Source organism: Streptomyces sp. NBC_00464, assembly GCF_036013915.1.
In the GTDB taxonomy this organism is placed as follows: domain Bacteria; phylum Actinomycetota; class Actinomycetes; order Streptomycetales; family Streptomycetaceae; genus Streptomyces.
Window position 1 is genome coordinate 113,029 of the sequence record NZ_CP107901.1, and the last position, 24,594, is coordinate 137,622.

Below are 24,594 nucleotides of genomic sequence, written 5' to 3' on the forward strand. Positions count from 1 at the left end.
CCGGCCGGCCCTCAGCTCCCCGCGGCCGTGAGCGGGGCGTCCGGGACGCGGCCGTTGAAGGGGTAGCCGTGCAGCGCCTCCAGCAGCGCGTCCCGCACGCTCGCCGTGACGCGGAGGTCGATACCCGCCCGGACGCCCAGGGCCACCGGCACGGGCGGGGGCGGATCGGGCAGCGCGGCATGGGAACTGCGCTCCAGGCCCCACAACGCGTCACCGTTGGTGATCAGGCAGGCGAACCCCAGCCCCGCGCGGACAGCGGCGCGCAGCCCGATGAACTCGGAGCCCTCGTAACCGATACGCCAGGGAGTAGCGGTGGCGCTGAGGGAGTCCATGACATGGCCCCGCATGTCGCAGGGCTCGGTGAACAGGGCCAGCGGGACCGGTTCCCCCCGGCCGTAGGGCGGCTTGCCGAACCACGCCAGCGAGAGCCGTCCCAGTTCGTGCGTCTCGTAACCGGCGCCCTGACGGCTGGCGTTGAGCAGCAGCGCGAGATCCAGCCGGCCGTCGGTGAGCCGGCCCGAAAGATTGTCGGTGAGCGCGGTGTGCACGTCGACGCGGATGTGCGGGGCTCGCCGGGCGAGGATCTCCAGGAACTCCGGCAGCGCGTCGGCGAGCTGCTCCGAGACCCCCACGGCGAGTTGGAGCCGGCCCCGGGGAGTGACGAACCGGGCGACGGCCTCGTCGTTGAGCGCCACCATGCGCCGGGCATAGCCGAGCAGCTCCTCCCCGGCCCGGCTGAGCCGCAGCGAGCTGCCGGTGGAGGTGAACACCGGGCCCCGGATCAGTGCGCCGAGATGGCGGATGTGCTGGCTGACCGCGGGCTGGGTGATGTACAGAGCCTCGGCAGCCCGCCGGAAGCCTCCCAGATCCACCACGGTGATCAAGGTCCGTAGGCGGCTGATGTGCAGGTTCTGATGCATGGCGGCTCCTCGGCCCGTCGGTCGTCGGCCAACTGTTCGCCATACGGGGTCACCAGACAAGTCCGACATGGACAGATCGTCGGAGCACCGGCCGCACGCACCGTCAGGTGTGCAGACCCGAGGATCCCCGGCGGTGGCATCCCACGAGATGGGTGTCGACCATGCCGATGGCCTCCATCAGGGCATAGGCCGTGGTGGGACCGACGAAGGAGAGACCGCGCGCACGCAGTTCGCGGGCGAGGGCCTTCGACCCCGGAGTGCTCGTCGGCACCTCCGCCACCGTGCGCGGCACCGGTGTCGTGGCGGGTTTGTGCGACCAGATCAGCCGGTCCAGCCCGCCGTGCGTACGCAGCGCCAGTACCGCGGCGGCGTTACGGACCGTGGCCTCGATCTTGGACCGGTTGCGGACGATACCGGCGTCCGCCATCAGACGCCCGACATCGGCGTCCGTGTACGCGGCCACCTTCAGCGGATCGAACCCGTCGAAGGCCACACGGAACGCCGGCCGTTTGGCGAGGATCGTCAGCCAGCTCAGCCCCGCCTGGAACGCCTCCAGGGTGACCCGTTCGAACAGCGCCTGCTCACCACGGACGGCCAGCCCCCACTCGGTGTCGTGATACTGACGATTGAGCGGATGCCCGGCAGCCCAGGGGCAGCGCGCGAGACCGTCCTGCCCCGGCACCGGCCCGCCATCGGCCTGATCGCGTGGACTGGCTCCGGCGGAAGCCGCCGGGGCGTCTGCACTGCTGGTCATACGCTCGCTCTCGGATACATGCGCTGCGGACTCGGTCGTACGGCCGCCGTCGGTCACGCGGAACCCCCGGCATCCCCGGACGGGCCGCCCGGTACCGGAGGCGGCGGCCAGTGGGTGCTCTGCCCCCCGTCGTCGATCCACCACGTGCCACCCTGCGCCGTGACCCCGCGCAGCCCGTCCAGGACCCGGGGCCCGGCAAGTTCGGCGAGGTCCGGGCGGTCGAGGGACGCGAAGGCGTATGTACGGTCCGCGGCCCAGTCGGTACTGAACACCAGCCGTCTGCTCATCTGCGCCCACCCCAGCGGCGCTCCGGCCACCACCCACGCCCCCGGCGCCCCTGCGGTGAACCGCTGGGCCGGGCGCAGCCACGAGGCGGCGTTCTCGGGCCAGTCGACGACAGCCGTGACGTCCCGCCCCGTGGCTTCCCACGCACGGACGAAAGCCTCGGCGGCAGCCCGGTGGACGCCGGCGCGCCCGTGCCCGACGGCGACCTCGCGGACCGTGACAGGGATGAGCCGCAGCAGTGCGTCCAGTTCCGCACCGGTGTGAGGCGCGGGACTCCCCTCCGCGAGGTCCCCGCCGGAAGCAGGATCCAGCCGCGGTGAGCGGGCGGGGGAGTCGCGGTACCTCATGGTGTGGCCTCGTTCGGTGTCGGTGGTACGGGCCGGCCCCGGCCGCCCGGGGTGCTGCCCCACCACTGAGAACCCCGCTCCGGCGTGATCGGTTGCGCAGGCACGCGCCGACGGCCGACCGGGCATCAGGCCGGGCAGCACACCGTTCCTAGCCAGTGTGCATGAGTGAGTCCTGGACCCACTGATGTGTTCTGGGCGCAGCCCGAACGGTTTTGGGTGCGCTGGGTCGCCGCTTTCGCGTCCCGCTCGGTGACATGCCTCCAGGGGCGTGGTCCGTTGCGGGTGGGCGGGTTCCCTCACGCCCAAGGGCACGCCGATCGGCCTGGACGGTCCGATGCCCCGCACGTTCACTCCGGTCGTGTGGGGGCGGTGTCGTCCGTCGCCGGATCGGGTGTCCGAGGGCGCGTCGCCCGATCGCGATACCGGCGGCATCGTGACGGGACATCTTCCGGTGCGGGGTGGTCAGTGGCTCCTGCCAGTGCTGACCACCCCACATCGAGGTATAGGCCGGATCGACCGCGACAACGGCCAATCCCTGCTCGGCGGCCATGGAGACGAGCCGGGCCTTGAGCTTGCCGGTCGGGATACCGGAGATCAGCTGCCGGAACCGTTTCCTGCGGCCGTGTTTCTCGCGGGTCTTCTCCGCACCGAAGTCGAGGTCCTCGATGGCGATCGCGGCCACACCACATTGTTTCGCCCAGTGCAGGAGGCTGGTGAGGGCGTGGCGGAGTTGCGCGTCACGATGTGCGGTGTTGCCGGTGAGGTCGTAGGCGAAACGGTGGGGTTCGCCGACGGGGTTGCCGTGGGGGTCGAGGTGGTAGGCGGCGAAGTGGTCGGCGTTCGTGTCCACACCGATCACCCCCTTGGCCGAGGCCGCTTCCAAGGGAAGGGCCTGCACGGTGGGGCGTTGCCAGGATGCGGTCAGGTACCAGCGGCCGCGTTTGGTGTCGTAGTGGATGCGGTAGGCGACCGCCCGGTTGCCTTCGACGCGGTCGGCCCACTCCGCGCCCCGGTGTGCGAACGCCACGGTGGTGGAGGTGAGGGTGTAGCGGCCGTGCTTGGTGTTGGCGAGATGGGCGAGTGGGGCGGGGAGTTTGATGGATACCTGGCCTTGCGGGGTGACGCGGATCGTCTCGTTCCCGTACCGCTTGCCCGACTCCCCGTCCGCCGCCAGGAACCAGCGCTCCGCCTCCCACCGCTGACGCCACTCACCCTCGGTCAACCCAGCCTCGGCCAGGTGATGGCGAGTGTTGAGCAGCCGCTTCCCACCCCGCACGACCCGTACCCGCCCGACCTGCCAGTCCGCCACTGCGGCAGCGTGCCGGGCTTCCAGAGCCTTGAGGCGGCGGGACTTGTGGAACCACTCGCTCCTGGACCGGTAACCACCCGCAGCCCGTTTGGTGCCCTTCGTCCCGACCGGGAGCGACAGCCGGTGCCTGAGCGTCTTGATCCCGGCCTCCAGCGACCGGATGTGTGCGGCCTGGCAGCGCCGGGCGAGCGCCCACTGATCATGACTGGCCTTCGTGATCGCCCCGGCGATCCGTGACGACGACTGCTTCGTCAGCTCCCGCTTACGCCCGGTCCAGGACTCGGCGCTGTGATGGGGGCCGTCCGCGCACCGGGCCTTCAGATCCCGGGAAGCGAGCGTGCCCTGATGCGCGCCGACCGCCCGCAGCACGTGCTCGTCCTGCGCGGTGAGGTGCTTGAGACGGTCCCGGACCGCCACCCCGGACGGGCCCGGGGCCACGAATGACGCTGCCAATTCCCGTACAGCACCCACTGCCACACCTCCGCCCCGAAACCGCCGAGCAACCCGCCACCCCACACAACGAACTACCACCACCAAGGTCACCCATTCGGCCTTGAAACATCCGTTCTGACCCTCACCCACCGCACCACTCGGCTCACTCACAGGCGCTACAACTCACTCATACACACTTCAAAGGCAACAGCCCACACCCCCGCCGCACACCCCGCCGCTCACCCCACCGGAGCCGGCTCCGGCGCGGTCGCGGGGGCGCCCAGCCCGGAGCGGTCCGGCAGTTCGAACAGCTGGGCCAGCAACTCGTAGGACCGCAGCCGGTCCGCCGGATCATGGGTCAGGGTGTTCACGACGAGTTCGTCGACACCATGGTCCGCCGCCAGCCGCGTCAGCTGATCCCGGACCTGCTCGGGGGCACCGGACACCAGGACCCGCCCGTTGCTCCGCGCACGCTGTGCCTCCTGACCCGTCCACCGGTGGTTGCGCGTGGTGTGGAGCGAGGGAATCGGCAGATCCTCACCGAGATCCTTGCGACTGCGCCAGAGCACCACCGATGCGGCCAGCTCCTCCGCCTTGGCCGCCGTGTCCGCCGTCACCACACGGACGGCCAGCACCCCCGGAGCGGGAGACCGGCCCGGCGAAGCGGCGTAGGCATCCCGGTACGCCTCAAGCGCGGCCCGCGCAGGTGCGGGGAACAGGAAATGCGCGAAGGCGAAAGCCGTGCCCAGCCGCCCGGCCAGCTGAGCGGAACGGGTACCGGCACCCAGCAGCCACATCTGCGGCGGAACCGGAGCCACCGGCCCGAAGGGCAGCCCCGGCAGGACCGACGTGGCCAGACCCAGACGCATACGCACCTCGTCGAGCTGCCGCTCGAAGTTGTGCGCAGGGCCGCCCGCCCGGCCGATACCGAGATCGACGCGCCCGGGATGAAGCGCAGCCAGCACACCGAACACCTCGGCGACCTTCAGCGCCTCGTACCGCGGAAGCAGCACTCCGCCCGTCCCGATCCGCATGTGCTGCGTACGGGCCAGCAGCGCCCCGGCCAGAATCTCGGGTGCGGTGCCGGCGAAACCGGGCGAATTGTGGTGCTCGGCCGTCCAGTACCGGGTGTACCCCATGAGGTCGGCCGCCTCGGCCAGCGCGACCGACGCACGCAGGGCCTCGGCAGGGGTGTGCCCCTCACCGACCGGAGTCTGGTCCAGGACCGACAGACGCAACGACATGGAACGCTCCTCAGACATTGCGGCCGGCACCGGCCGGATCCACGGTGGCGGGCACGATCCGGAAGTCCCGCTGGAAGACCAGGTTGTGCAGGTCGGCGGCGACGATCGCACGCAGCGTGGGCAGCTCGGCCTCGGCCTGCTGCGCATCGAAGATGTTCAGCGGCCACTCACTGACCGTCGCTCCCCGCACATGCGGGTGGTGAAAGTTCCTGCCGTAGTGCGCGGCGATGGTGACCGGCTCGATGCCCTCCGCCTGCTGCTGCGGCCAGGTCAGGGTCCACAGGGCCGCCACACCACCGTCCGCCGACCGCCGCACTCCCGTGCTCTCCACCTTTCCGGTCCCGTTCAGCAGGTACGTATTGACCTCCTCCAGGGCCTGCACGGCGTACGGGGCGAGCAGCTCGACCGCCTCCGAGAAGAGCGACTCCTTGCCCTGGCGCGAGGAGGCATGCCCATGGGTGCCGTCCCGCAGATCACCGAAGTGCCGCAACAGCGCCTCTGCGTGGGCGGGGACGTCCGGGGCCGCCGTCGGGGTGCCGTTCATGATTTCTCCTTGGGTTCGGGACCCGGCCCTGCGGCCGGGCCGGGTGGGGACGCGGCTGCCTCGGCAGGCCGCCGGTCCCGAAGTGAGGTGCCCAGCCACCGGCGGAGCGCGGACGGGTCGTCCGGGCCGGTGAGCCGGCCGGGCGGCTGGAGGAACGCACCGTGGAGGCCGGAGGCGAACTCCCGGTAGACGAGATCATTACCGGCGGACCGCAGACGCCCCGCGTAGTGACGGACGTCGTCGAGCACCGGGTCGAACACCCCCACACCGAGAATCGCCGGAGCCAGCCCCGAAAGGTCCTCCACCCACAACGGGGTGGAGGGCAGACCGGGCGGATCACCGGCGTCCGGACCGCCGCGATACTCCCGCCACGCCTCGGCCAGCCCCTGCGGAGTCGGGAAGTTGCCCACGTACCGCGTATAGGAGGGGGCACGGCAGGACGGATCCAGCGGCGGATAGGCCAGCACCTGCGCCGACAGCGCAAGCCCCCGGTCCCGCCGGACCACGGCGGCACAGGCGGCGAGCGTCGCCCCGGCACTGTCCCCGCCCACGGCCACCGGTGCCACGCCCGCACGCTCGGCCTGCTCCTGCGCCCAGTCCACGACAGCGAGAACGTCCTCCAGAGCCGCAGGGTGACGGTGCTCCGGCGCCAGCCGGTAGTCGACACCGACCACGCAGTACGAGGCATGGAGCGCGAGATCCGCACACGCCTCGTGCCAGTCGCCCGCCGACCCGCTCCGCCAGCTCCCGCCGTGCGCCCAGACCAGCCAGCCCCGGTGAGGACCCTTCGGGCGCAGCACCCGGGCCGGGACAGTGCGCCCCGGTGCCGCGACATGGACCGTTTCCCACGTGAGCGCAGCCTGCGGACGGATACCAGGACCGTGCACGATCGTTCCCTTCGTTTCGCGGACCGCCCTCGGCGGAGCACGCGGCCCCGCCCGGACGGAGCGGCACTCCGCTCCGCGCCGACGCAGTGGGCACAGCCTCAAGCCTTGCCCGCCCGGAGCCCCCGGCCAAGCCGGACTTGGCCAGGTCGGAGCCACTGCCGGGCAGCGCATCCCGCACGGCCGGCGACGGCGCGGCCATCTGCCCAAGTCGCCCGGCCCTGATTGACCGCCATCACAGCACCGGACCACGATGCCTGCCACAGAGACGTCAACAGGCAACGGAAGGCGAGGCGGATCACATGGGAATGAACGACCCGGACGGCGATCCCCGCATCACGTCGTACGTGGCAGTCGGCGACAGCTTCACCGAAGGGCTCGGCGACGCAGCCGCGGACGGCACACTGATCGGCTGGGCCGACCGCCTCGCCGGCCATCTGTCCCGGCAGCGCCCGCAGACGGCCTTCTCCTACGCCAACCTCGCCATCCGCGGCACACTGATCGACGAGATCATCGAAGGCCAGGTGCCACGGGCACGCGCCCTCCACCCCGACCTCGTCACGTTCTGCGCCGGAGGCAACGACCTCCTGCGACCGGGCAGCGACCCCGACCGGATAGCCGACCGGTACGACCGGGCCGTCGCCGGCCTCGTACAGGACGCGGGCACGGTGGTCCTGTTCACCGGATTCGACACCCGCGGGATCCCCGTGCTGCGCCACCTGCGCGGCAGAATCGCCACGTACACGGCCCATGTCCGCGCGATCGCCGACCGGCACGGCTGCCCGGTGGTCGACCTGTGGTCGCTGGACGCGGTCAGGGACCGGCGGGCCTGGACCGATGACCGCCTCCACCTGTCGTCGTACGGGCACACACAAGTAGCGCTGCGTGCCGCGGATCTCCTGACCCCCGGAAAGCGTGCGGGAGCGGCCACCGCCCGGCCCATGGCCCCGGCCCGGTCGCCCGCCACCCGCCGCAGCGACGACCTCCACTGGGCCCGCGAACACTTCGTGCCCTGGGTCGGCCGACGGCTGTTCGGCGGATCGGCGGCCGACGACGCCCGGCCCAAACGGCCCGACCTGCTGCCTCTCTGACCACCTTCACGAGAGCTTCCGCGACGGCCGCCGGCTCTGTTTCCAGTCGGCGTATCTCCCCGGCAGACACACCGCGCACGGCCGGTAGCCGGCTTCCAGGGCGGCCTCCTCGTCGGCGAAGAACACGCGGTACTTCACATAGTGGCCGCGGGCGATCGCGCGCAGAGCGGAGGGGCAGTCCAGCCGCCCGTACAGCCGCCCCCGCCGGTGCCCGCCCAGCATGCCCGGCACGGCGCTCAGGAAGGACTGTCCGTCGGGTCCGGTCAGCACGTAGGTCCGGCCGCCGGCGCCGGCAGCCGGGGTCACGCCGCGTCGTGGAAGACGAGGCCCAGCGTGCGCCGCCGCCCGGAGCGCACGGTGCTCACACCGTGACGCATCGGACCGGCGGACCAGCCGCGTTTGGAGGCGACCGGACGGTCGCGCGTGGTGAAGACCAGACCGTGGCCCTGCGGCAGGGTGACGGACGACCCACGGGACTGCGCGCGGGGCCGCTGCTCCGTCATGAGGAACTCACCACCGGTGAAATCGACACCCGGGGCGTCGAGCCCGATGACGACCTGGAGCGGGAAGACCATCTCGCCGAAGACGTCGCGGTGAAGCGCGTTCCAGTCCCCGGGGCCGTAGCGCAGAAGAATCTGGGCGGACTTGGCCTGCCCGGCCTCGTGACACATGGCGATCCACTCCTCCAGTGTCTCCGGCCACGGCGCGGGCCTGCCCAGCTTCGCCATCCAGCCACGGGCGATGCGCAGCAGACGGGGGTAGAACGCCTCACGCAGTTCGCGCACCGGACCGGGCAGGTCATGGGTGAAGTAGCGGTACTGACCGGAGCCGAAACGGTAGCGGGCCATGTCGATGGTCGAGCGGAAGTTCTGGTCGTCGTCGTACAGCCCGGCGATCTCACGACACTGCTCCGCCGTGAGCAACGGCCCGGTCAGCGCACTTCCGTGCTCGTCGGCCTCGTCGGTGAGGGCCTGCCAGTCCTGGGCGTCGACATGCTGGGTGAGCGTGCCGGCCGGGCTCAAGAGGGTGGTGCGGGCGGTCATCGTCGCCTCCCCGGTGCGATCCGCTGCTGATTACTCAGCCTTCAGCCTGCGGCCTTCCCACCACGAGGGCTGGCGGAATTCGGACGGCGACTTCACGCCTCAGAGCGTGCGGGCGGTGATGTTGCCGTTGGTGGTGGTGGCGTGGATGGTGAGGTCGGGGCGGGGGCCTTGGGCGTTGGCGAGGCTGTTGTGGATTCGGCCGTGGGTGGTGGTGGCGTCCAGGGTGGCGGAGGTGGTGCGGGCGGCGGCGACGGTCACGTTGCCGGAGACGGTGCGCAGGGTGAGTGTGCCGTGTACGGCCTCGGCGATGGTGATGTCGCCCTGGGTGACGCTGACCTCGCCGTCCCCGCCCAGGTAGCCGACGGTCACGTTCCCGGCGTTGGCCGTGAGTTCCAGGCCGGCGGCGTGGTCGATCTTGGTGGTGCTGTGCGCGCCGTGGAAGGCGACGTGGCCGAGGGGGCCTGCGGTATGGAACTCGGCGCTGCCCGCTTTCGCCTCGATGCGTGAGCCTGCGGGGAGGTGGATGGTCACGTCGAGGGCGCCGTCGAGGCTGAAGTGCGAACTGTTGGCCGGTGTCTCGATCCGCAGAACGCCGTCACCGTAGACGGTCGTGGTCTTCTCGGCGGTCTTCACGTCGCGCTTCCTGGAGGCGTCCGCGGGCAGGATGTCGACGGTGGTGTCGGCCTGCTCGGCGGCGACGACCCGGACGCGTCCCGCGGGGATGTCCAGGATCGCGCGGACCGGGGCGGGGGTCTCGAACTTCTGCATCATGCACTCCCTGAGCTCGTTGCCGGTGGCCTCTGCTGCGGCTCGGTGCACAAGGCCTGAGGGGTCACCTGCCGGGGCGGCCCCTCCCACCAGCATTCATCGCGTGCCCTGTCGCGAGCCGAGAGCTCAAGCGGTTCTCAAGGGGCGCTGGACCCGCCGCGAACGCCCAGCGACTCGGTATCGTTCGGTCGCTTGGCCGGTCTCGGGGGAAAGCAGCAGGTCATCAGTGTGTGGACGATGAAACAGCTACCGAAGCGACTGAAGCACCCTACTTATGACGCCCACGCGCACACACGCTCACGCGGGAATGTCTTCATAGAGGGGAACTTCGGTCGCTCCAGTAGCTACGGTCGCTGAGGCGCCGGGGAATCCATCCGGAACAGGGCAGGGGCCCGGCGGATCCGGGCTCAGGCTTTCGGCAGGGTGATCCCGAGTTCGCGCATCGCCTCGGACTCCGGGCCGCCTTCGGACCGCTGGGTCTTGTAGCCCTTGATACGGGGGAAGATGGTGCGGGGATCGACGGCTTCCGAGGGCGCGCCGGACGCGTAGAGCCCGCCGGGCCGGCCGTCCCGGTCGTGGGGTGCGAGCCAGAACACGCGGCGCAGGAACGTGCCCGAGGCGCGCGAGGAGCGTGCTCCGGCGCCGAGGACCGCGTAGCCGACCATGCGGCCGTCGCGATGGAAGGCGGGCTTTCCCCTGCGGGTGGGCAGCCGGTCGAGGCTCTGGCGTACGTAGTCCAGGCCGGTGATGTCCTCCAGCCACACGAGGCCGTTCTCTTGGGCGAGCTGCGCGGGCTCGATCAGGGCGCTCATGAGGTCGCTCCCACGTCAGCGTTGAGTCCGATACCGGGATAGAACTTCCGCTGGTTCGACAGAATCATGTCTTTGGGGGTGGCGATTCCCACGGTCTCCCGTACCCGGGCGGCGAAGGACCGGGAGGAGGCCGGGTTGGCCCCCTCCAGCTGGCACCAGCTCTTGTAGCTGCTGTACAGCTGGGCCTGCTCGGCGCGCAGGGCGGGCCCCAGCGTGCAGCACTCGCTCAGGAAGCGCCCGGTGTGGTCCTCGGTCTCGGCGTAGGCGGTGGTGGCCACGCGGACCTGCTGCGGGCCCGTGAGGTCGCGGGGCCCGTTGAGATAGCGGCGGGCGCCGGTGACCAGCCAGTTGAGGATGCCGGGGCCTTCCTCGGTGACCAGGACGTCGGCGAGGTTGTCCACTTTGCGGTCGTCGGCGACGACCCGCTCGAAGGGGATGAGTTTCATCCGGCGCCAGAACGCGTACCCTCCGGTGCCCACTTCGGGACGGTGGTTGCCGAGCAGCCACAGCTTGTGGGTGGGGTTGAATCCGAAGAAGTCCTGGCGCATCCGGCGGGCCTTGATGCGGTCGCCGCCGGTGAGGAGTTTGACCCGGGCCTCGTCGAACCGGTCGCCGGGCTTGAGCTCCGAACAGACGATGATGCGCCGGCCGTGCAGTTCGGCCAGGTCGGTGGGGTGCCCCTCGAAGGGACGGGCCATCAGGAAACCGGGCGGGGCGGCATCGGCGTAGTCGCCGAGCAGCTTGACCATCACGTCCAGGAGGACGCTCTTGCCGTTCTTGCCCTGCCCGTAGAGGAACGGCATGATCTGCGCGCCGACGTCGCCGGTGATGGAGTAGCCGAGCAGTTCGTGCAGGAAGTCGATCATCTGGTGGCCGTCGGCGTCGTCGCCGAAGGTGTCGGTGAGGAACCGCTGCCAGCGCGGTGTGGCCATGGCCCGCGAGGCCACGCTGGTGGCGCGCGAGTGGTAGTGCTTCTCGGGATCGGGCGGGGCGAGCGCACCGGTGGAGAGGTCGATGACGCCCTCGGGGGTGCACAGGGCGTACGGGTCGGCGTCCAGGAGCGAGGCGTTGAGGACCATGCCCGGTGCCGCCCTCGCCTGCATCAGCATGGCCTTCATGCCCGACGTGGACAGGGCCCGACGGCGATGGCGGCGCAGCGCGGAGCTGCTGTAGCGCGCGCGGGCGTCGGTCTCCGCGAGCGACTCGGCCATCTCCCCGGCCGCCCACAGGACGTTGTCGTCCTCGTCGATCTCCCAGCGGTAGCCGGACCACCGGTACCAGCCGAGCCCCGGCACGTGCCGGAAGTCCCGCCCGTACAGGGACACGAACAGCTTGGCGTTGCCCCGGTCGCTGAGGCTGTCGGGCAGCAGCCCGTGTTCGGTGGCCTGCTCCTGCGCCGTCTCGGGCGCAGCCCTGGCGGGCACCTGGTCGTCGGGGGAGCGCAGCATGATCTGACGGGCGACTTCGACCGGGTCGAACAGCCCGTCTCTGGCGGACGGTGTGCTGTTCATGCGGGGACCCCCGGATCGAGCGGACGCCGGCTGCCCGCGCTCATCCCGCTGCGGATGATCTGCAGGCTGCGACGTTCCTGTCCGGGGCGCGCCTGCGTGGCGGCGGTCACCAGCGCGGACTCCGCGTCGGCGAGGACCATGCGCCCGGCGCCCACCAGACCGCCCGCGGTGAAGGCGGCGCGGTTGAGCTTCTCGCTGAAGCCGCTGCCCTCGGGGACTGCCGCGCATTCCGCGACCGCTCTGAGCACCGTGGCCAGGGTTCGCTCCGCCGCGTCGCGGCCGCCGCGCGCCGCCATGACGGCGGCACGGGCCCGTGAGGGCACGGGTGTTGGCGGCGAGGGGGCGGCTGAGGAGGGGCGGTGGCCGGTGCGTTCGAGTTCGGCCGTGAGCCAGCCCGGCAGCGGCGCCGGGCGCAGGACGGAACCGTGGACGGTGTAGGTGCCCTGGGCCGTCGTGGTGCCGGGAGCGATGATGTAGCCGCCGTGCGCCCGCACGTCGACCTGCCAGGCCAGGGCCCGCTTGGCACTTGAGCCGGTCGAGCACCGCCATTGGTGCCCGGGCCTGGCGGTGTACCACAGGTGCAGGCCCCCGGACGGGGTGCGCACCCGCAGGGTGGTGTCGTCCTGGCTCGGATCCTGCTGGCCGCGCAGCGCCGCCAGCAGGGCCAGGCTGTGAAAGCCGTGCTGCAGGCCACCCAGCGACACGGAGGCCGGGATGTGGATGCCCGGCAGGAGCCGGGCGGGGTCCGGCAGCGGCGCCGGGTGCGCGTCCACGTCGATCACGACGAGGCCCGCCGGGCCGCACGCCACGCCCACCCCGAAGCGGGGCTGCTCCGCCCACCAGGCCCGGATCCGGCGCGGGTCGGTCGTGGCGGAGTGAAAGCCGTGGCACCAGCGACCGGTGGGGATGCAGGGGCAGTCCTGGACGCTGTGCGGCTGGTCCCGGCAGCGACCGCAGTTGGCGGCCGGCGTCTTGCGCCCCGGAGCCAATGGGTGGACGGGCCAGCCCTGTTCGGCGCACCACAGGGCGCTTTCCAGCGGTGTCACGGATCTGTGCGCCTCGGCCGTGGCCGGTGGGTGCCGGCTTGAGTCGCTGCCGGATATCCCCAGGTCAAGGGACATTGATGGATCCTTTCGGCAAGTGAAGCGACTCAAGTTCGAACCTGCTTCGCGCAGGTTAACGGAACGTTTTCGATCAGTCCCGAAGTCGGAGAACTCAAGTGGGTGGGGGGCGAGCCGTGGATGTCGGGCGCACCGGGCAAGCGACCGAAGCGACCGTAGATGGACCTTGGCATCGTCAAAGGCGGGGGAGCGCGACACCGGTCTCCGCGGTGCCTTCCGGCAGCCGGCCGGGCCGGTGCCGCGTCCGCCGGCGGGCCCCGCCGATGTGCCGGGTGCACGGGGGTACGGAGTGAGCCGACGGGCGATACGGAAGACCGGAGCGCGATGTCGAGGAAGGCGGAGGTGGTACGGCTCCCGGCCTCGCTCGTCGGCCTCTCAGGGACGCGTTCGTCGGCAGCGGCCGGGGCACGTCCTGCCGGGGGCCGTCGTGTCCGGCGAACCCTGTGGTGACGTGAGTGGGAGTCGTCCCTCGATGATGTGCATGCGTTTCCCCCGGGCGTGCAAAGTGTTCTCCGCGGCCTGTCGGCACGCAGAGGCTGGCTGTGCGGTGTCGGGCACCTGTTCCCTCGTGGCGCCGATCACCCGTGGTTCACCGTCCCGAACAAAAATAAAGGGGGGCCGGTCTGTTTGTCGAGTGAAGGATGCGTTAAGACGGGAGGGCCGACCGGCCCCATAAGGCGGTGGGCGAGTGCCCTACCGGGCCGGTCCTCAGGGGCGAGTGGCGGCATCAAGTTCCTGGCGGCAACTCAACAACCGTGCAGAACAGGCGAGTTGGACGCCTTTCCGACGTCCCCGAGGGCGGCAGGCCTTCTCGGGGACGCGCCCGCGTCCGGGCGGCCGCACAGCAGGGCCTCTGCGCGCCGTCAGATATTTCACCAACCTAAACCGCCGGGGCGGTTCGAAGTGAGAGCGTGCGGTGATCACACGGGCAGCGGGTCCGGGCCGACGGCCGGGATGTCGAGGCACCGGTCGATGTAGGCGCCGCTGGCGATGGGGATGGAGGCCAGTACCTCGGCCGGAATGTCGAACGCGTCGACGAGGGTCATCATGTGCGGGGCGAGCCCGGCGATGACGGCGTTGACCGCCCACGGCAGTTCACGCACCTGGTCGCAGGTCATGTGGCCGTCGGCGAGCAGGTCCCCGGTGTGCTCCTTGATCTGCCCGAGGAGGAACAGCAGGCACAGGCTCTCCAGCAGGTGCCGGGCAGTTGGGTCGATGGCCCGGGCGGCGGCGGAGATGAAGGCGTCGGCGGCCTGGAGCCGGGCGTGGGCGGAGACCATCTCCAGCGCGGCGGGGGAGGTTTCGTTCCATCGGGACAGCGGGTCGCCGGAGGGGCCCCCGCGCAGGGCGGTGCGCGCCCGGTGCTGCCACAGGGCCTCCACCTCGCAGAGCAGGCCGCGCAGGAAGTGGAGATCCGTCAGGCTCTTTTCGCCCACCGGGAGCTGCCCCGCGCCGCGGCGGACGACCTCATGGCCGAGCACCATCTCGGCGGCGGCCTTGACCCAGATCACGAGGTTGTCGCCCTCGGCCGTGATCCCGCCCTCGATGTTCAGGGGGAGGTCGGCCAGGCTGTTGGAGGGGAAGAGCCCCTGGGCTCCGCACCGCTCCCGGCACTCGACCGTGATGCCCCGGGCCTGCCAGGTGATCCAGCCCTTGGCGATGGCCACCAGGCGCTCGACCTCGGCCCGGTCGTCATCGGTGTGTTCGCTCCAGCGGGTCACCGTCGTCCGGTGCAGGAAGGTCATGGCATACGCCATCGCGAGCTTGTCGAGAAGGCGGCCGTGGTGACTGCGGTGGGCGACCAGCGGTACTCGCTCGCCGGGCTTGGTCCCGGCGATGAACCGGTTGTGGGCGTAGCGCACCGCGACGACGAGGGCGGTGCGCGACATCCCCAGCGTGCCGGCGCTCATGCAGAGCTTGCCCATGGTGATGCGGCTGATGGAGCGGAGCAGGCGTCTGCGGCGATTGCCGAGGCTGCTGCGGAACTCCCCCTTGGAGTCCAGCCGGCCGTGTGCGGCTTCCAGCAGGGCCTCGCGAGGCAGCCACACCCGGTCGAACGAGGTGAGGCTGTGGTCGACCGGGGGGCCGGTCCGCTGCGGCAGCGGCTGGACCTTCACTCCCGGCAGGTGGCCGTTCTCGTCGCTCAGGGGGGTCAGGAAGAGGAAGACCCCTTGGTCCCGGCCGTCGATCACCAGCCGGGCCGCCACCACGGCGCTCTTGGGACCGCCGATGGTGCTGGTGTTCGGCATGAACTTCCGCGCACCCGGAGTGGGGGTGTTCAGGACGAATCCGTTGGTCGTGCGGTCGAGCACGGCCGTCGTCTCCATCGAGGTTACGTCGTTGCCGTGTTCGAGCTCCGTGCACAGGAAGGTTCCTGTGCGCTTCATCGAGGTGAAGGCGGACAGGTCACGGCCTTCGACGTCGTGATCGAGGAGGCTGCCGAGGAAGAGGTTGTAGTGGATGCTGGCCACCGTGCACAGACCGCCGTCCAAGGGCCCTGTCCACTCGTGCAGACTCGCCAGCCGATAGGGGTCGTTGGCCAGCTCCGCGGCGTCGCCGGCGGCCTCGTTCACCAGGCGCAGCCGCTCGTAGGAGAGGGCCGCCCGCTCGTCCGGCGTCAGTCCGGCCCGGTAGGTGAAGTTCCGGCCGCTTATGAGGGTGCGCCAGTTCTCGTGTATCCGGTCCCGTTCCTGCCCGTCGAAGAGCAGGTGCGCGAGTTCACCGGCCGTCATGGCCGAGGGCCCGAATGCTAAACGGTTGCGCGGACCGTTGATGTCTACGGTCCCTTCCATGTCTGCCCCGATGAAGGTGTCCTTCTGGAACGTCAGCAAGGTCATGGACCTCTCCCCGTTGATGAGGGACCCGGAAGATGGGATCGGCCATTAAGATACGTACTAGCCGGTTTCATTTACAAGCCCTCCTGGAGGGCGGGCCGGTGATGCTCAGGTGATCGAGGGGGGCTCCGAACGTAGCGGAGTGACACATTCCGGACATGATGTGTCGATCCTGAGTGATCTCAGGCAGCAGAACCCGCGAGGAGTCCCGGTGAGGGTCTTGAAAAACCAGCTACCTGGTTTTATTCTTCGTGGCACGCCCTCTGGGGTGCAGACGAAACGGGACCTGGCGTTGGAATGCGATCGTTCGGCACCTACTCGTCGCGCAAACCGTCGATGCTAGAATACGAACCCTTTGGTTTATTTCTTGTTGTCGGGGGCTGGCGTGGAGGTGGATTGTGGCGCAGCAGGAACGAGCCATCCGTACGCGGAAGAAGATTCTCGTGGCGGCCGCTGAGGTGTTCGACGAGGTCGGGTTCGAGGCCGCGACGATCGCCGACATCCTGACGAAGTCCGGCATGACCAAGGGGGCGCTCTACTTCCACTTCACGTCGAAGGACGAGCTGGCCCAGGCGGTCCTGGCGGAGCAGGTCATGGCCACTCCGGTGGTCCCGGAGCGGGAGTTGAAGCTCCAGCAGTCCCTCGACGAGTCGCTGCTCCTCACGCACCTGCTCGGGCGGGACTCCGGCGATCCGATCATCCAGGGCAGCATCCGCCTCACCGTGGACCAGGGATCGGACAAGGACGGCCTGGACCGACGGGTGCCGATGGTGGCGTGGATCAACCACACCACGGAGCTCCTCCAGGCGGCCAAGGAGAACGGCGAGATAATCCCGGACACGGACGTGCCCCGGGTGGCGAAGTTCATGGTCGGTTCCTTCACCGGCATTCAGGTGCTGTCGAGGATCATGACCGACCGGGCGGACATGGCGGACCGGGTCGTCGACCTGTACCGGCTCGTGATGCCGTCCATCGCCGTGCCCGCCGTCCTCGTCAGGCTCGACTTCTCGGCGAGCCGAGGACGGCAGATCTACGAGACGGCGATGAGGGAACGGCAGGATACGGAGCTTGAACTGGCCGGCTGAGCCGGCCGCCCCGGCAGCACGCCGGGGTCGTGTCCTTCCGCGCACAGGGGTTCTGGAACGTGAAAACGTGAAAATGCAGCACTCACCGAGCGGAGACACGAATGAAGCAAGCTGTCTGCCCTTATGCGCTGGATGTCACGGGAAGCGACCTCGCGGGTGAGGCCGCGACGCTGCGCGGGCAAGGGCCGGCCGTTGAGGTGCTGCTCCCCGGGGAAGTGATGGCGTGGGCTGTCACCCGGCACCGTTATGCCAAGCAGCTGCTGCTCGACCCGCGGGTGTCCAAGGACGCCCGCCGGCACTGGCCCGCCTTCATCGAGGGGCACATAACGCAGGAGTGGCCGCTCTATCCCTGGGTGGCGAACGAGAACATGCTGTTCGCCTACGGGGAGAGCCACGCGCGGCTGCGCCGGCTGGTGACAGGGGCGTTCACCGTGCGCCGCACCGAGGCGCTCCGTGGCCGGGTCGAGGAAGTGACCGCCAAACTTCTGGACGCCCTGGAGGATGTGCCGGCGGGAGAGACGGTCGACCTGCGGGAGGCGTTCGCCAAACTGCTGCCGATCCAGGTCATCTGCGAGCTCTTCGGCGTCGCGGAGGAGCACCGGAAGCCGCTGTGCTCCGCCCTCGACGTGGTCTTCGACACCGTGGTGTCGGCCGAGGAGATGGCCGCGGCACAGGTCAGGGCCTTTTCCCTGCTGGGCGCGCTGGTGGCGGAGAAGCGGGTCCGGCCGGGCGACGACCTGACGTCCGCACTGATCGACGCCCGGGACAACGGCGACGCACTGACCGAGGACGAACTCCTGGGCACCCTCTATCTGATGATCGCCGCCGGCCAGGAGACCACGTCCGCCCTGATCGCCAACGCCGTCGGCGCGCTGTGCGTCCGTCCGGAGCAGCTGGAGCACGTACGCGCGGGCCGTGCGGACTGGGCGGACGTGATGAACGAGACCCTGCGCACGCACAGCCCCACGGCGTTCTCGCCGCTGCGGTTCGCGGTGGAGGACATCGACCTGGACGGCGTGACGATCAAGAAGGGGGACGCGATCGTCATCTCCTTCGCCGCCGCCGTCGGGGATGCCGAGCAACACGGGGAGGACCTCGCCGAGTTCGACGTGCTGCGCCGCCGGGGTGAGGACCTCGCCTTCGGGCACGGCGTACACCGCTGCCTCGGGGCCCCGATGGCCCGCCTGGAGACCACGGTCGCGCTGCAAGGTCTCTTCGAGCGGTACCCGGACCTCGCCCTGGCCGCGCCGCTGGAGAGCATCGACCCGATGCCGTCCTTCATAGTCAACGGCTACGGATCGCTGCCCGTGGTCCTTCGGCCCGCCCGCTGACCACTCTTCGCCGCGCCGCCCGGCAGCCGGCCGTACGGAGCTCCGCAGCCCCCTGGGCGGCGGAGCTCTTCGCTTTTTCGGCGCCCTCCGCTTGAGTAGCGGTCGAATACATCCATCTACCATTGAAAACCGCCAACGCGGTTTGTTAGTGTTCCAGGGGTGCCCGGCGCGACGGCCGGGGGGCCACGTTGTGTGTGTGCTCAAATGATCTCAAAGAAGTCCCCGACGAGAGAGCGCGCTCAGACACCTTCACCGGCGAAGTTCACCCCAGATGCCCGTCTCTCTGCACCACCGGAGCCCTCTGATGGCCAAACAGGATCGCGCGGTACGTACGCGCACCGCCTTGATCGAATCCGCTGCCGCGCTGTTCGACAGCGAAGGCTACGAACTGGCCTCGCTGTCCACGATCAGCGAGCGGGCCGGGGTGAGCAGCGGTGCGCTGCACTTCCACTTCACCAGCAAGGCGGCCTTGGCGGAGGCGGTCGGCCAGGCGGCGGTACAGCGGCTGGAGGGCATCACCCGGCCACAGGCCGATGACGCCCTCCAGGCGTTGATCGATGTCACGCACGCCCTCGTCCAGGCCCTCGACGACGATGTGGTTCTGCGCGCCGGGTTCGGCCTCAGTGACAGCATCGAGCGCGTAAGGGTGGCCGCCGGTCTGCGCGACAAGTGGCAGGGGTGGGTGGAGGACTCCCTGGGGCAGGCCGACCGGGAGGGCGCCCTGGCGTCGGAGGGCACGGCGCAGGATGCCGCGACGGCCCTGGTGGCGGTCACGGCAGGCCTTGAGACCCTGGGCAGGCAGGACGAGTGGTGGCTGTCGCATGCCCCTCTCACTCGCTTCTGGCGGCTGATCCTTCCGAGGCTCGCGGAACCCTCGCGCCTCGACGTCCTTGTCGCGTCGGGATCCAAGGGCGGGGCGCCCGGGGTGTAGGGCGTTGCAGGTGCCGGGACGTCGGGTGCCCCGCTGGACATGGTCCGGCGGGGCACCCGACGTTTCACCGCTCCGGGCCGTGCCGGCCGCACTCGGGTGGGTCCGGCACGGCTGAAAGCTGATCATCAAACCGACTGTGGCAGCTGTTTATCTGGATCTCCGGGAGATCCCCCACTCCTTGAGGGTCGGCGACGGTTTACTCCGTGAACCCCATCTGACCAGTGTAAATGTCCAGTTGGACGCAGGTGTGGCCTCCCGCGGACCCCAGGGACACTCAAGGCGCGATGGGGTGCGTCTGTATTGACAAACCGTACCGCTGGTTTTTTACTGGGCTTGTGCTCGATACAGGCCACACACGATCAGGGGGATTGACGGCGTGGATATTGATGTTCTGGGTCCGTTGGGTGTGAGGGTGAATGGTGTTGCGGTGATGCCTTCGGCGCCGAAGCCTCGGAAGGTTCTGGCGTTGTTGGCGTTGCATGTGGACCGGGTGGTGCCGGTGGGGTTGCTGGTTGACGAGTTGTGGGGGGAGCGTCCGCCGAGATCGGCGCGGACGACGTTGCAGACGTATGTGCTGCAGTTGCGTGAGCTGATCGGTGCGGCCCTGGAGTCCGGTCGTGCGGGTGTGGCTTCGGGTGCGGGACCTGAGGGGCCGGTGTCGGCGAAGGATGTGCTGGTGACTGCTCCGGGCGGGTATCTGCTGCGGGGTGGTGGCGGTTCGAGTGATGTACGCGAGTTCGATCGGCTTGCGGGCATGGGGTACCGGGCCATGGACGGGGAGGACTTCGCGGGGGCTGCGCGTTCCTTGCGTGAGGCGCTGGCTCTGTGGGGCGGGTCGGCACTGGCGGATGTGAGGGTGGGGGCGCAGCTGGAGGTGGAGGTGTGCCGGCTGGAGGAGGCGCGGCTGTGTGCGCTGTATCAGCGGATCGAGGCTGATCTCCGGCTGGGGCGGCATCGTGAGCTGCTGGGTGAGCTGACGGTACTGGTGAGCCGGTATCGCACGCACGAGGCTCTGCACGGTCAGTTCATGCTGGCCCTCTACCGGTCGGGACGTCGTAGTGAGGCGCTGAGTGTGTATCAGCGGTTGCGGCAGGCGCTGGTACGTGACCTGGGCCTTGAGCCGTCGGCCGGGTTGCGGCGGTTGCAGCAGACCATGATCCAGGCCAGCGAACCCACCCCCCACATCGCACGGACCGGAGCCGTCAGCGGTGGCCCGCGGGATCGACTCGCACGAGTCGGTTGACGGTCGCATCCCGCGGCCGAGGTGCGCCGACCGTCTGCGCCCCTCCCCCTTCCGAAGACTGAGACCGGTTCTTCGGAAGTGCGAGGGGCGTTTTGCTGTGCGTGTGAGGTTCGGGCCCGCGCCGGCGGTGGAGCTAACGGCTCTCGTGCTCTTCCTGAATCCTGCGGAGCAGATCCTCCTGGTCCCGCACCAGTTGTTCGATCCGGGCCTGGAGCTGCGCTATCTCCGATGTCAGGTCGAGGGCGCGCGGACGCGATGCGAGCAGCGTGGGGGAGTGGCTGAGAATCGCTTCCATGCGCGAACGCAGAGGGGGGCCCGGCTCGATGCCGAGGGTGGTGACGAGGTGGCGGCGCGCGCGTTCGTAGACGCCGAGTGCCTCCGACTGCCGGCCGCCCCGGTACAGGGCGACCATCAGCAGATCGTAGAAGCGCTCGCGCAGCGGATGGTCGGCGGTGAGACGTTCCAGGTCGGAGGTGATCTCGGCGTCCTTGCCGCAGCTCAGGCTCGCCTCGTAGAAGGCTTCCAGAGTGGTGAGGCGCTGCTCCTCCAGCCGGTCCGCCTCCGCCGTGCAGATGGGGCCCTGGCGGCTGTCCTGCAGGGCCGGGCCCTGCCACAACGACAGGGCGTCGCCCAGGAGTCGCATCGCGTACCGGGGGTCTTCGGGGACCGCCGCCCTGCCGCGCCCGGACAGCAGGGCGAAGCGCGTCACATCGGTCGAGGCGTGGCCCAGCGTCAGCAGGTATCCGGTGGGCAGGGTGCTGATCCACGTATGGCCCGGGGAGGGCAGCAGCCGGCGCAGCCGGGCGACGTGGGTCTGAAGGGCGTTCGGCGCGTTGGAGGGGGGCCGGTCGCCCCACAGTTCCTCCACCAGGCGGTCCACGGAAAGGAGCTCGCCCGCGTGGATGACCAGGGTGGCGAGCAGGGCCCGCTGCTTGGGGCCGCAGGGCACGATGCCCGCCCCGGTCGCCCCGTCGTGCACGGCCACCAGGCCGAGCAGCCGGAACTCGGTCACCTGGCCGCGTACCGGGGCGGGTGCGGCGAGGTCGAGGACGGTCATCGCGCCACCCCGGACGGCGCCCTGGCCAGGAGCAGGGCGAGGCGCACGTCGTTCCGGATCCGCTCGGAGACCTCCGGCAGCCGGTCCTGGAAGTAGAAGTGGCCGCCCTCGAACAGGTGCATGCCCATGAAGCGGGTGGAGGCGTTGGCCCAGCCGTCGAGGCGGTGCGGGGGCGAGATGTGGTCCTGTGTGCCGCCGAACACCGAGAGGGGGACCGGCAGCGGCGAGGTGAGGGGCTCGGCGCGCCAGGTCTCGCTGATGCGGAGGTCCGCGCGGATGGTCGGCGCGAACAGGTCCCACAGCTCCTGGTGGTCCAGGACCGACGGCGCCGTGCCGCCCATCGCCGCCAGTTCCCGGCGCAACTCCGCGTCGCTCAGCAGGTGGCGGCGCGTACCGTCCCCGTCGGGGAGCAGGGTGCCGCGTGCCGAGATGCCGAGCCACACCGGAGGGGTGCGGCCCGCCTCGATGAGCCGGCGGGTCAGTTCGTACGCGACGAGCCCGCCCAGGCTGTGCCCGAAGAAGGCGAAGTGGCCGGTCAGCCCGTCGTCCAGCTCGTGCAGGAAGTGCTCGACCAGCACGCCGATGTCCTTCAGCGGGGGGCGGCCGTCGCGTGGGCCGCGGCCCGGCGCGTCAGGGATCCGCACGTCCCAGCCGGCCGGGAAGCAGGACGGCCAGTCGCGGTACATCAGATGCGAACCACCGGAGTGGTGGAACACGAACAGGCGCAGCTCCAGCTCTTCGGCCTTCTGCATGGAGACTCCATCGACGAGACACTCTGGCGTTCGGCCCGATGACAGCGGTACCGGGACGACGCAGGGGGTTGGCAACCTATCCGTTTCCCGGCCGCCGCGACCGCTTCCGCGAGTGGGCCTCGAACCGGCCTGTATGCATCCTCAAGCCTAGGCATTTTGACCCCAACACCCTTGTGTACAAGGTTACTTGAGAATGAATCCAGCAGCGGGAGCAATGGCCGGGAACAGGTCTAGCGTTCCGGGGAGCAAGGCCGCCACTCGATGGGCCGACAGGCAAGGCCGCCACTCGATGGGGTACGAGAGGAAACCGTGGAGATTCAGGTTCTGGGGCCATTGAGCGCCTCCGTCAACGGAGTCTCGATCGTGCCCACCGCAAGCAAGCCGCGTCAGCTCCTCGCGCTGTTCGCGTTCCATCCGGGGCGCATCGTGCCGGTGGCCACGCTCATGGAGGAGCTGTGGGGCGCCGACATGCCGCAGAGCGCCCTGACCACGCTGCAGACGTACGTCCTTCAGCTCCGCCGCCACCTCGGCACCGCCATGGGCCCCGACGCCCCCGGCAACGCCAAGGAGGTCCTGGCCACCCGGCACGGTGCGTACGTCCTGCAGATCCCGGCCGAATCCGTCGACCTGCACCGTTACGAGAAGCTCGTAGCGGGTGGCCAGCGGGCCTTCGAGGAGGGTGAGGACGGACAGGCCGCCGCGCTGCTCAGAGGCGCCCTCGACATGTGGAACGGGCCGCCCCTCGTCGACGTACGGGCCGGCTCGATCCTCTCCATCGAGATCATGCGGCTGACGGAGTCGCGCCTGGGTACGGTCGAGCGGCGCATCGACGCCGATCTGCGGCTGGGCCGGCACGCCGAACTCAACGCGGAGCTGACGGACCTGATCGCCCGGCACCCGCAGCACGAGGGTCTGCACTCCCAGGCGATGCTCGCGCTGTACCGCTCCGGACGGCAGGCGACGGCGCTCGACGTGTACCGCAGACTGCGCAGGCGGCTCATCGACGAGCTCGGCGTGGAGCCCTCGCCGCAGCTCCAGCGGCTGCACCAGATGATGCTCACCGTCGATCCCGCGCTCGACGTGGTGGCGGGCGAGCGGCGCGCCTCGACTTTCGACCTCTACGCCGCCTGACCTCCAGGCGACCGGCGGGCGCCCCCGCCGGCGCCACGTCTACGGCAGCGGGTTCCCGGCCCGCGCCGGCCGCCGCGGCAGGGTCCGTACCGCCGACTCCGCGTGGCGCCCGGCCAGTTCGATGGTCGCCAGCGACATTCGCCGGATGTCCTCCCGCAGACCGAGCCGGGCCTGCCCGACTCCGGCCGGCAGGCCCCGCACCGCGTTCTCGTCGAGCAGCACCGAATGCCGGGTGATCACGCGCACCCCGTGCTCGTCGGGCACCACCGACCACTCCCCGATGTGCGCGGCCGCGGTCGGCGCCGCCGGCACGGTCTGCTTGTGGACGATCCGCCCGGCGTGCGGGAAGCACAGCCGGACCGAGCTCGCCGTGCGCACCACCCCGTCGGGCAGCAGTACGTCGTAGTCCAGGACCTGCACCCCGGGGGTGGACTCGGTCAGTTCGAGACGCGGCACGTGCGGCACGTGGCCGGGCCAGTCGGCGGCCCGGTACAGGAAGTCGTAGACCAGCTCGCCGGGCCCGTTCACCCGTACCGACTCCTCGAACGACAGCACCAGGTCGTCGAGTGCGAGGTCGCTCTCGGTGACCCGGCGCAGACTCTCCAGCTCGGCCCGGGCGTTGTCGTCGGTGACGAGGCCGACCCGGGCCACGTCGTGGGGCCGGTCGCCCACGACCGTGAACTCGTGCCGTACCGTCACCACACTGCGCCCGCCCGGGGCTTCCTCGACGGTCCACTCCCCGCCCATCGTCTCGACCGGTGCGTCGTGCTTGAGCTGGAAGAACTCGATGCGCCGCTCGTGCGGGTGCTGGACCCGCGCCGAGATCGAGGACCTGATGTCACCCCGCGCGCTCTCCCACGAGCGCAGCCGCTCCCGGGGTCCGTCGAAGTCGAGGCGCTCGACGTGCAGCACGGGCGGGCAGAACAGCGGTCTGCGCAGGGCGTCCGCGAGCAGGGTGTAGACCACTGCGGCCGGGGCGGCCACCTCGACCGAGTGTCGCGTACGGTGCACACGCTCACCAGACATCACCGTTGATCGCACCTCCTGGTCGTCGGGCCGGGGCTGTCGCGACCCCATGGTCTCCACCTTCGACGCAGGCGCTTGAGGAGTATTCGAAGGAGGCTCGATCCGTGCCCGGGAGACTGCCTGGACCGAGCTCGGATTC

The 24,594-nt window shown here is 70.1% G+C and carries 23 protein-coding genes; 6 read left to right on the plus strand and 17 right to left on the minus strand.

Going from position 1 to position 24,594, the window contains the following annotated elements:
* Nucleotides 1-11 precede the first annotated feature (11 nt).
* The 7 genes from OG912_RS39515 to OG912_RS39545 form a co-directional block, all read right to left on the minus strand.
* Nucleotides 12-920: a LysR substrate-binding domain-containing protein gene (locus OG912_RS39515; RefSeq protein WP_327713845.1), complete on the minus strand. Its 909-nt coding sequence runs from the start codon at nt 918-920 to the stop codon at nt 12-14.
* A 103-nt stretch (nt 921-1,023) separates the two neighbouring features.
* A complete protein-coding gene (locus tag OG912_RS39520) occupies nt 1,024-1,674 on the minus strand; it encodes a DNA-3-methyladenine glycosylase I (RefSeq protein ID WP_327713846.1) in 651 nt (216 codons plus the stop codon).
* 53 nt (nt 1,675-1,727) lie between these two features.
* Entirely contained in the window at nt 1,728-2,306 is a 579-nt protein-coding gene (locus OG912_RS39525; protein WP_327713847.1) for a hypothetical protein, read from the minus strand.
* Nucleotides 2,307-2,454: 148 nt separating this feature from the next.
* Nucleotides 2,455-4,086: a transposase gene (locus OG912_RS39530; protein ID WP_327713848.1), complete on the minus strand. Its 1,632-nt coding sequence runs from the start codon at nt 4,084-4,086 to the stop codon at nt 2,455-2,457.
* Between the two features lie 200 nt (nt 4,087-4,286).
* Entirely contained in the window at nt 4,287-5,291 is a 1,005-nt protein-coding gene (locus OG912_RS39535; RefSeq protein WP_327713849.1) for an LLM class flavin-dependent oxidoreductase, read from the minus strand.
* Between the two features lie 10 nt (nt 5,292-5,301).
* On the minus strand, nt 5,302-5,835 hold the full coding sequence (locus tag OG912_RS39540; RefSeq protein WP_327713850.1) for a hypothetical protein: 534 nt from the start codon (nt 5,833-5,835) through the stop codon (nt 5,302-5,304).
* A complete protein-coding gene (locus tag OG912_RS39545; RefSeq protein WP_327713851.1) occupies nt 5,832-6,722 on the minus strand; it encodes an alpha/beta hydrolase fold domain-containing protein in 891 nt (296 codons plus the stop codon). Before OG912_RS39545 ends, OG912_RS39540 begins: the two co-directional genes overlap by 4 nt.
* A gap of 299 nt (nt 6,723-7,021) precedes the next feature.
* Between OG912_RS39545 and OG912_RS39550 the strand changes: the two genes are divergently transcribed.
* The gene (locus OG912_RS39550) at nt 7,022-7,810 is read left to right on the plus strand and encodes an SGNH/GDSL hydrolase family protein (RefSeq protein WP_327713852.1); all 789 of its coding nucleotides are present in this window, start codon (nt 7,022-7,024) and stop codon (nt 7,808-7,810) included.
* Between the two features lie 6 nt (nt 7,811-7,816).
* Here OG912_RS39550 and OG912_RS39555 read toward each other — a convergent pair whose 3' ends face one another.
* The 7 genes from OG912_RS39555 to OG912_RS39585 all read right to left on the minus strand — a co-directional run bounded on the left by OG912_RS39555 (nt 7,817) and on the right by OG912_RS39585 (nt 15,902).
* Nucleotides 7,817-8,116: an Ada metal-binding domain-containing protein gene (locus OG912_RS39555; protein WP_443061128.1), complete on the minus strand. Its 300-nt coding sequence runs from the start codon at nt 8,114-8,116 to the stop codon at nt 7,817-7,819.
* A complete protein-coding gene (locus OG912_RS39560) occupies nt 8,113-8,853 on the minus strand; it encodes a 2OG-Fe(II) oxygenase (protein WP_327713853.1) in 741 nt (246 codons plus the stop codon). The genes OG912_RS39555 and OG912_RS39560 overlap by 4 nt, the downstream gene beginning before the upstream one ends.
* A 99-nt stretch (nt 8,854-8,952) precedes the next feature.
* Entirely contained in the window at nt 8,953-9,621 is a 669-nt protein-coding gene (locus tag OG912_RS39565; protein ID WP_327713923.1) for a DUF4097 family beta strand repeat-containing protein, read from the minus strand.
* A gap of 407 nt (nt 9,622-10,028) precedes the next feature.
* The gene (locus OG912_RS39570; RefSeq protein ID WP_327713854.1) at nt 10,029-10,433 is read right to left on the minus strand and encodes a DUF6009 family protein; all 405 of its coding nucleotides are present in this window, start codon (nt 10,431-10,433) and stop codon (nt 10,029-10,031) included.
* Nucleotides 10,430-11,944, minus strand: a complete 1,515-nt coding sequence (locus OG912_RS39575; protein ID WP_326740948.1) for a DNA primase family protein — start codon at nt 11,942-11,944, stop codon at nt 10,430-10,432. The genes OG912_RS39570 and OG912_RS39575 overlap by 4 nt, the downstream gene beginning before the upstream one ends.
* Complete coding sequence (locus tag OG912_RS39580; RefSeq protein ID WP_327713855.1) at nt 11,941-13,065, minus strand: bifunctional DNA primase/polymerase; 1,125 nt, start codon at nt 13,063-13,065, stop codon at nt 11,941-11,943. The genes OG912_RS39575 and OG912_RS39580 overlap by 4 nt, the downstream gene beginning before the upstream one ends.
* Before the next feature lie 920 nt (nt 13,066-13,985).
* The gene (locus OG912_RS39585; protein ID WP_327713856.1) at nt 13,986-15,902 is read right to left on the minus strand and encodes an acyl-CoA dehydrogenase; all 1,917 of its coding nucleotides are present in this window, start codon (nt 15,900-15,902) and stop codon (nt 13,986-13,988) included.
* Nucleotides 15,903-16,297: 395 nt separating this feature from the next.
* Here OG912_RS39585 and OG912_RS39590 point away from each other — a divergent pair, with 395 nt between their 5' ends.
* The 4 genes from OG912_RS39590 to OG912_RS39605 all read left to right on the plus strand — a co-directional run bounded on the left by OG912_RS39590 (nt 16,298) and on the right by OG912_RS39605 (nt 20,489).
* Nucleotides 16,298-16,984, plus strand: a complete 687-nt coding sequence (locus OG912_RS39590) for a ScbR family autoregulator-binding transcription factor (RefSeq protein ID WP_327713857.1) — start codon at nt 16,298-16,300, stop codon at nt 16,982-16,984.
* Between the two features lie 101 nt (nt 16,985-17,085).
* A complete protein-coding gene (locus tag OG912_RS39595) occupies nt 17,086-18,315 on the plus strand; it encodes a cytochrome P450 family protein (RefSeq protein WP_327713858.1) in 1,230 nt (409 codons plus the stop codon).
* Between the two features lie 304 nt (nt 18,316-18,619).
* The gene (locus tag OG912_RS39600) at nt 18,620-19,246 is read left to right on the plus strand and encodes a ScbR family autoregulator-binding transcription factor (protein WP_327713859.1); all 627 of its coding nucleotides are present in this window, start codon (nt 18,620-18,622) and stop codon (nt 19,244-19,246) included.
* Between the two features lie 376 nt (nt 19,247-19,622).
* Nucleotides 19,623-20,489: an AfsR/SARP family transcriptional regulator gene (locus OG912_RS39605; protein ID WP_327713860.1), complete on the plus strand. Its 867-nt coding sequence runs from the start codon at nt 19,623-19,625 to the stop codon at nt 20,487-20,489.
* A gap of 133 nt (nt 20,490-20,622) precedes the next feature.
* Here the strand turns inward: OG912_RS39605 and OG912_RS39610 are convergent, their stop codons facing one another.
* Nucleotides 20,623-21,546 (minus strand): AfsR/SARP family transcriptional regulator, encoded by a 924-nt coding sequence (locus OG912_RS39610; protein WP_327713861.1) that lies wholly within the window; start codon nt 21,544-21,546, stop codon nt 20,623-20,625.
* Nucleotides 21,543-22,298 carry a thioesterase II family protein gene (locus tag OG912_RS39615; protein WP_327713862.1) on the minus strand — a complete coding sequence of 252 codons (756 nt, stop codon included), beginning with the start codon at nt 22,296-22,298 and terminating at the stop codon, nt 21,543-21,545. The genes OG912_RS39610 and OG912_RS39615 overlap by 4 nt, the downstream gene beginning before the upstream one ends.
* A gap of 309 nt (nt 22,299-22,607) precedes the next feature.
* On the opposite strand from OG912_RS39615, the gene OG912_RS39620 reads away from it, so the two are divergent.
* Nucleotides 22,608-23,429 (plus strand): AfsR/SARP family transcriptional regulator, encoded by an 822-nt coding sequence (locus tag OG912_RS39620; RefSeq protein WP_327713863.1) that lies wholly within the window; start codon nt 22,608-22,610, stop codon nt 23,427-23,429.
* A gap of 39 nt (nt 23,430-23,468) precedes the next feature.
* Here OG912_RS39620 and OG912_RS39625 read toward each other — a convergent pair whose 3' ends face one another.
* On the minus strand, nt 23,469-24,440 hold the full coding sequence (locus OG912_RS39625; protein ID WP_327713864.1) for an aromatase/cyclase: 972 nt from the start codon (nt 24,438-24,440) through the stop codon (nt 23,469-23,471).
* Nucleotides 24,441-24,594 lie beyond the last annotated feature (154 nt).

Coding starts and splice junctions, on each gene's coding strand:
- OG912_RS39615 (WP_327713862.1), bottom strand. CDS start 22,298: ATGCAGAAGGCCGAAGAGCTGGAGCTGCGCCTGTTCGTGTTCCACCAC.
- OG912_RS39520 (WP_327713846.1), bottom strand. CDS start 1,674: ATGACCAGCAGTGCAGACGCCCCGGCGGCTTCCGCCGGAGCCAGTCCA.
- OG912_RS39515 (WP_327713845.1), bottom strand. CDS start 920: ATGCATCAGAACCTGCACATCAGCCGCCTACGGACCTTGATCACCGTG.
- OG912_RS39585 (WP_327713856.1), bottom strand. CDS start 15,902: ATGACCTTGCTGACGTTCCAGAAGGACACCTTCATCGGGGCAGACATG.
- OG912_RS39575 (WP_326740948.1), bottom strand. CDS start 11,944: ATGAACAGCACACCGTCCGCCAGAGACGGGCTGTTCGACCCGGTCGAA.
- OG912_RS39535 (WP_327713849.1), bottom strand. CDS start 5,291: ATGTCGTTGCGTCTGTCGGTCCTGGACCAGACTCCGGTCGGTGAGGGG.
- OG912_RS39550 (WP_327713852.1), top strand. CDS start 7,022: ATGGGAATGAACGACCCGGACGGCGATCCCCGCATCACGTCGTACGTG.
- OG912_RS39540 (WP_327713850.1), bottom strand. CDS start 5,835: ATGAACGGCACCCCGACGGCGGCCCCGGACGTCCCCGCCCACGCAGAG.
- OG912_RS39595 (WP_327713858.1), top strand. CDS start 17,086: ATGAAGCAAGCTGTCTGCCCTTATGCGCTGGATGTCACGGGAAGCGAC.
- OG912_RS39560 (WP_327713853.1), bottom strand. CDS start 8,853: ATGACCGCCCGCACCACCCTCTTGAGCCCGGCCGGCACGCTCACCCAG.
- OG912_RS39565 (WP_327713923.1), bottom strand. CDS start 9,621: ATGCAGAAGTTCGAGACCCCCGCCCCGGTCCGCGCGATCCTGGACATC.
- OG912_RS39570 (WP_327713854.1), bottom strand. CDS start 10,433: ATGAGCGCCCTGATCGAGCCCGCGCAGCTCGCCCAAGAGAACGGCCTC.
- OG912_RS39580 (WP_327713855.1), bottom strand. CDS start 13,065: ATGTCCCTTGACCTGGGGATATCCGGCAGCGACTCAAGCCGGCACCCA.
- OG912_RS39600 (WP_327713859.1), top strand. CDS start 18,620: ATGGCCAAACAGGATCGCGCGGTACGTACGCGCACCGCCTTGATCGAA.
- OG912_RS39525 (WP_327713847.1), bottom strand. CDS start 2,306: ATGAGGTACCGCGACTCCCCCGCCCGCTCACCGCGGCTGGATCCTGCT.
- OG912_RS39610 (WP_327713861.1), bottom strand. CDS start 21,546: ATGACCGTCCTCGACCTCGCCGCACCCGCCCCGGTACGCGGCCAGGTG.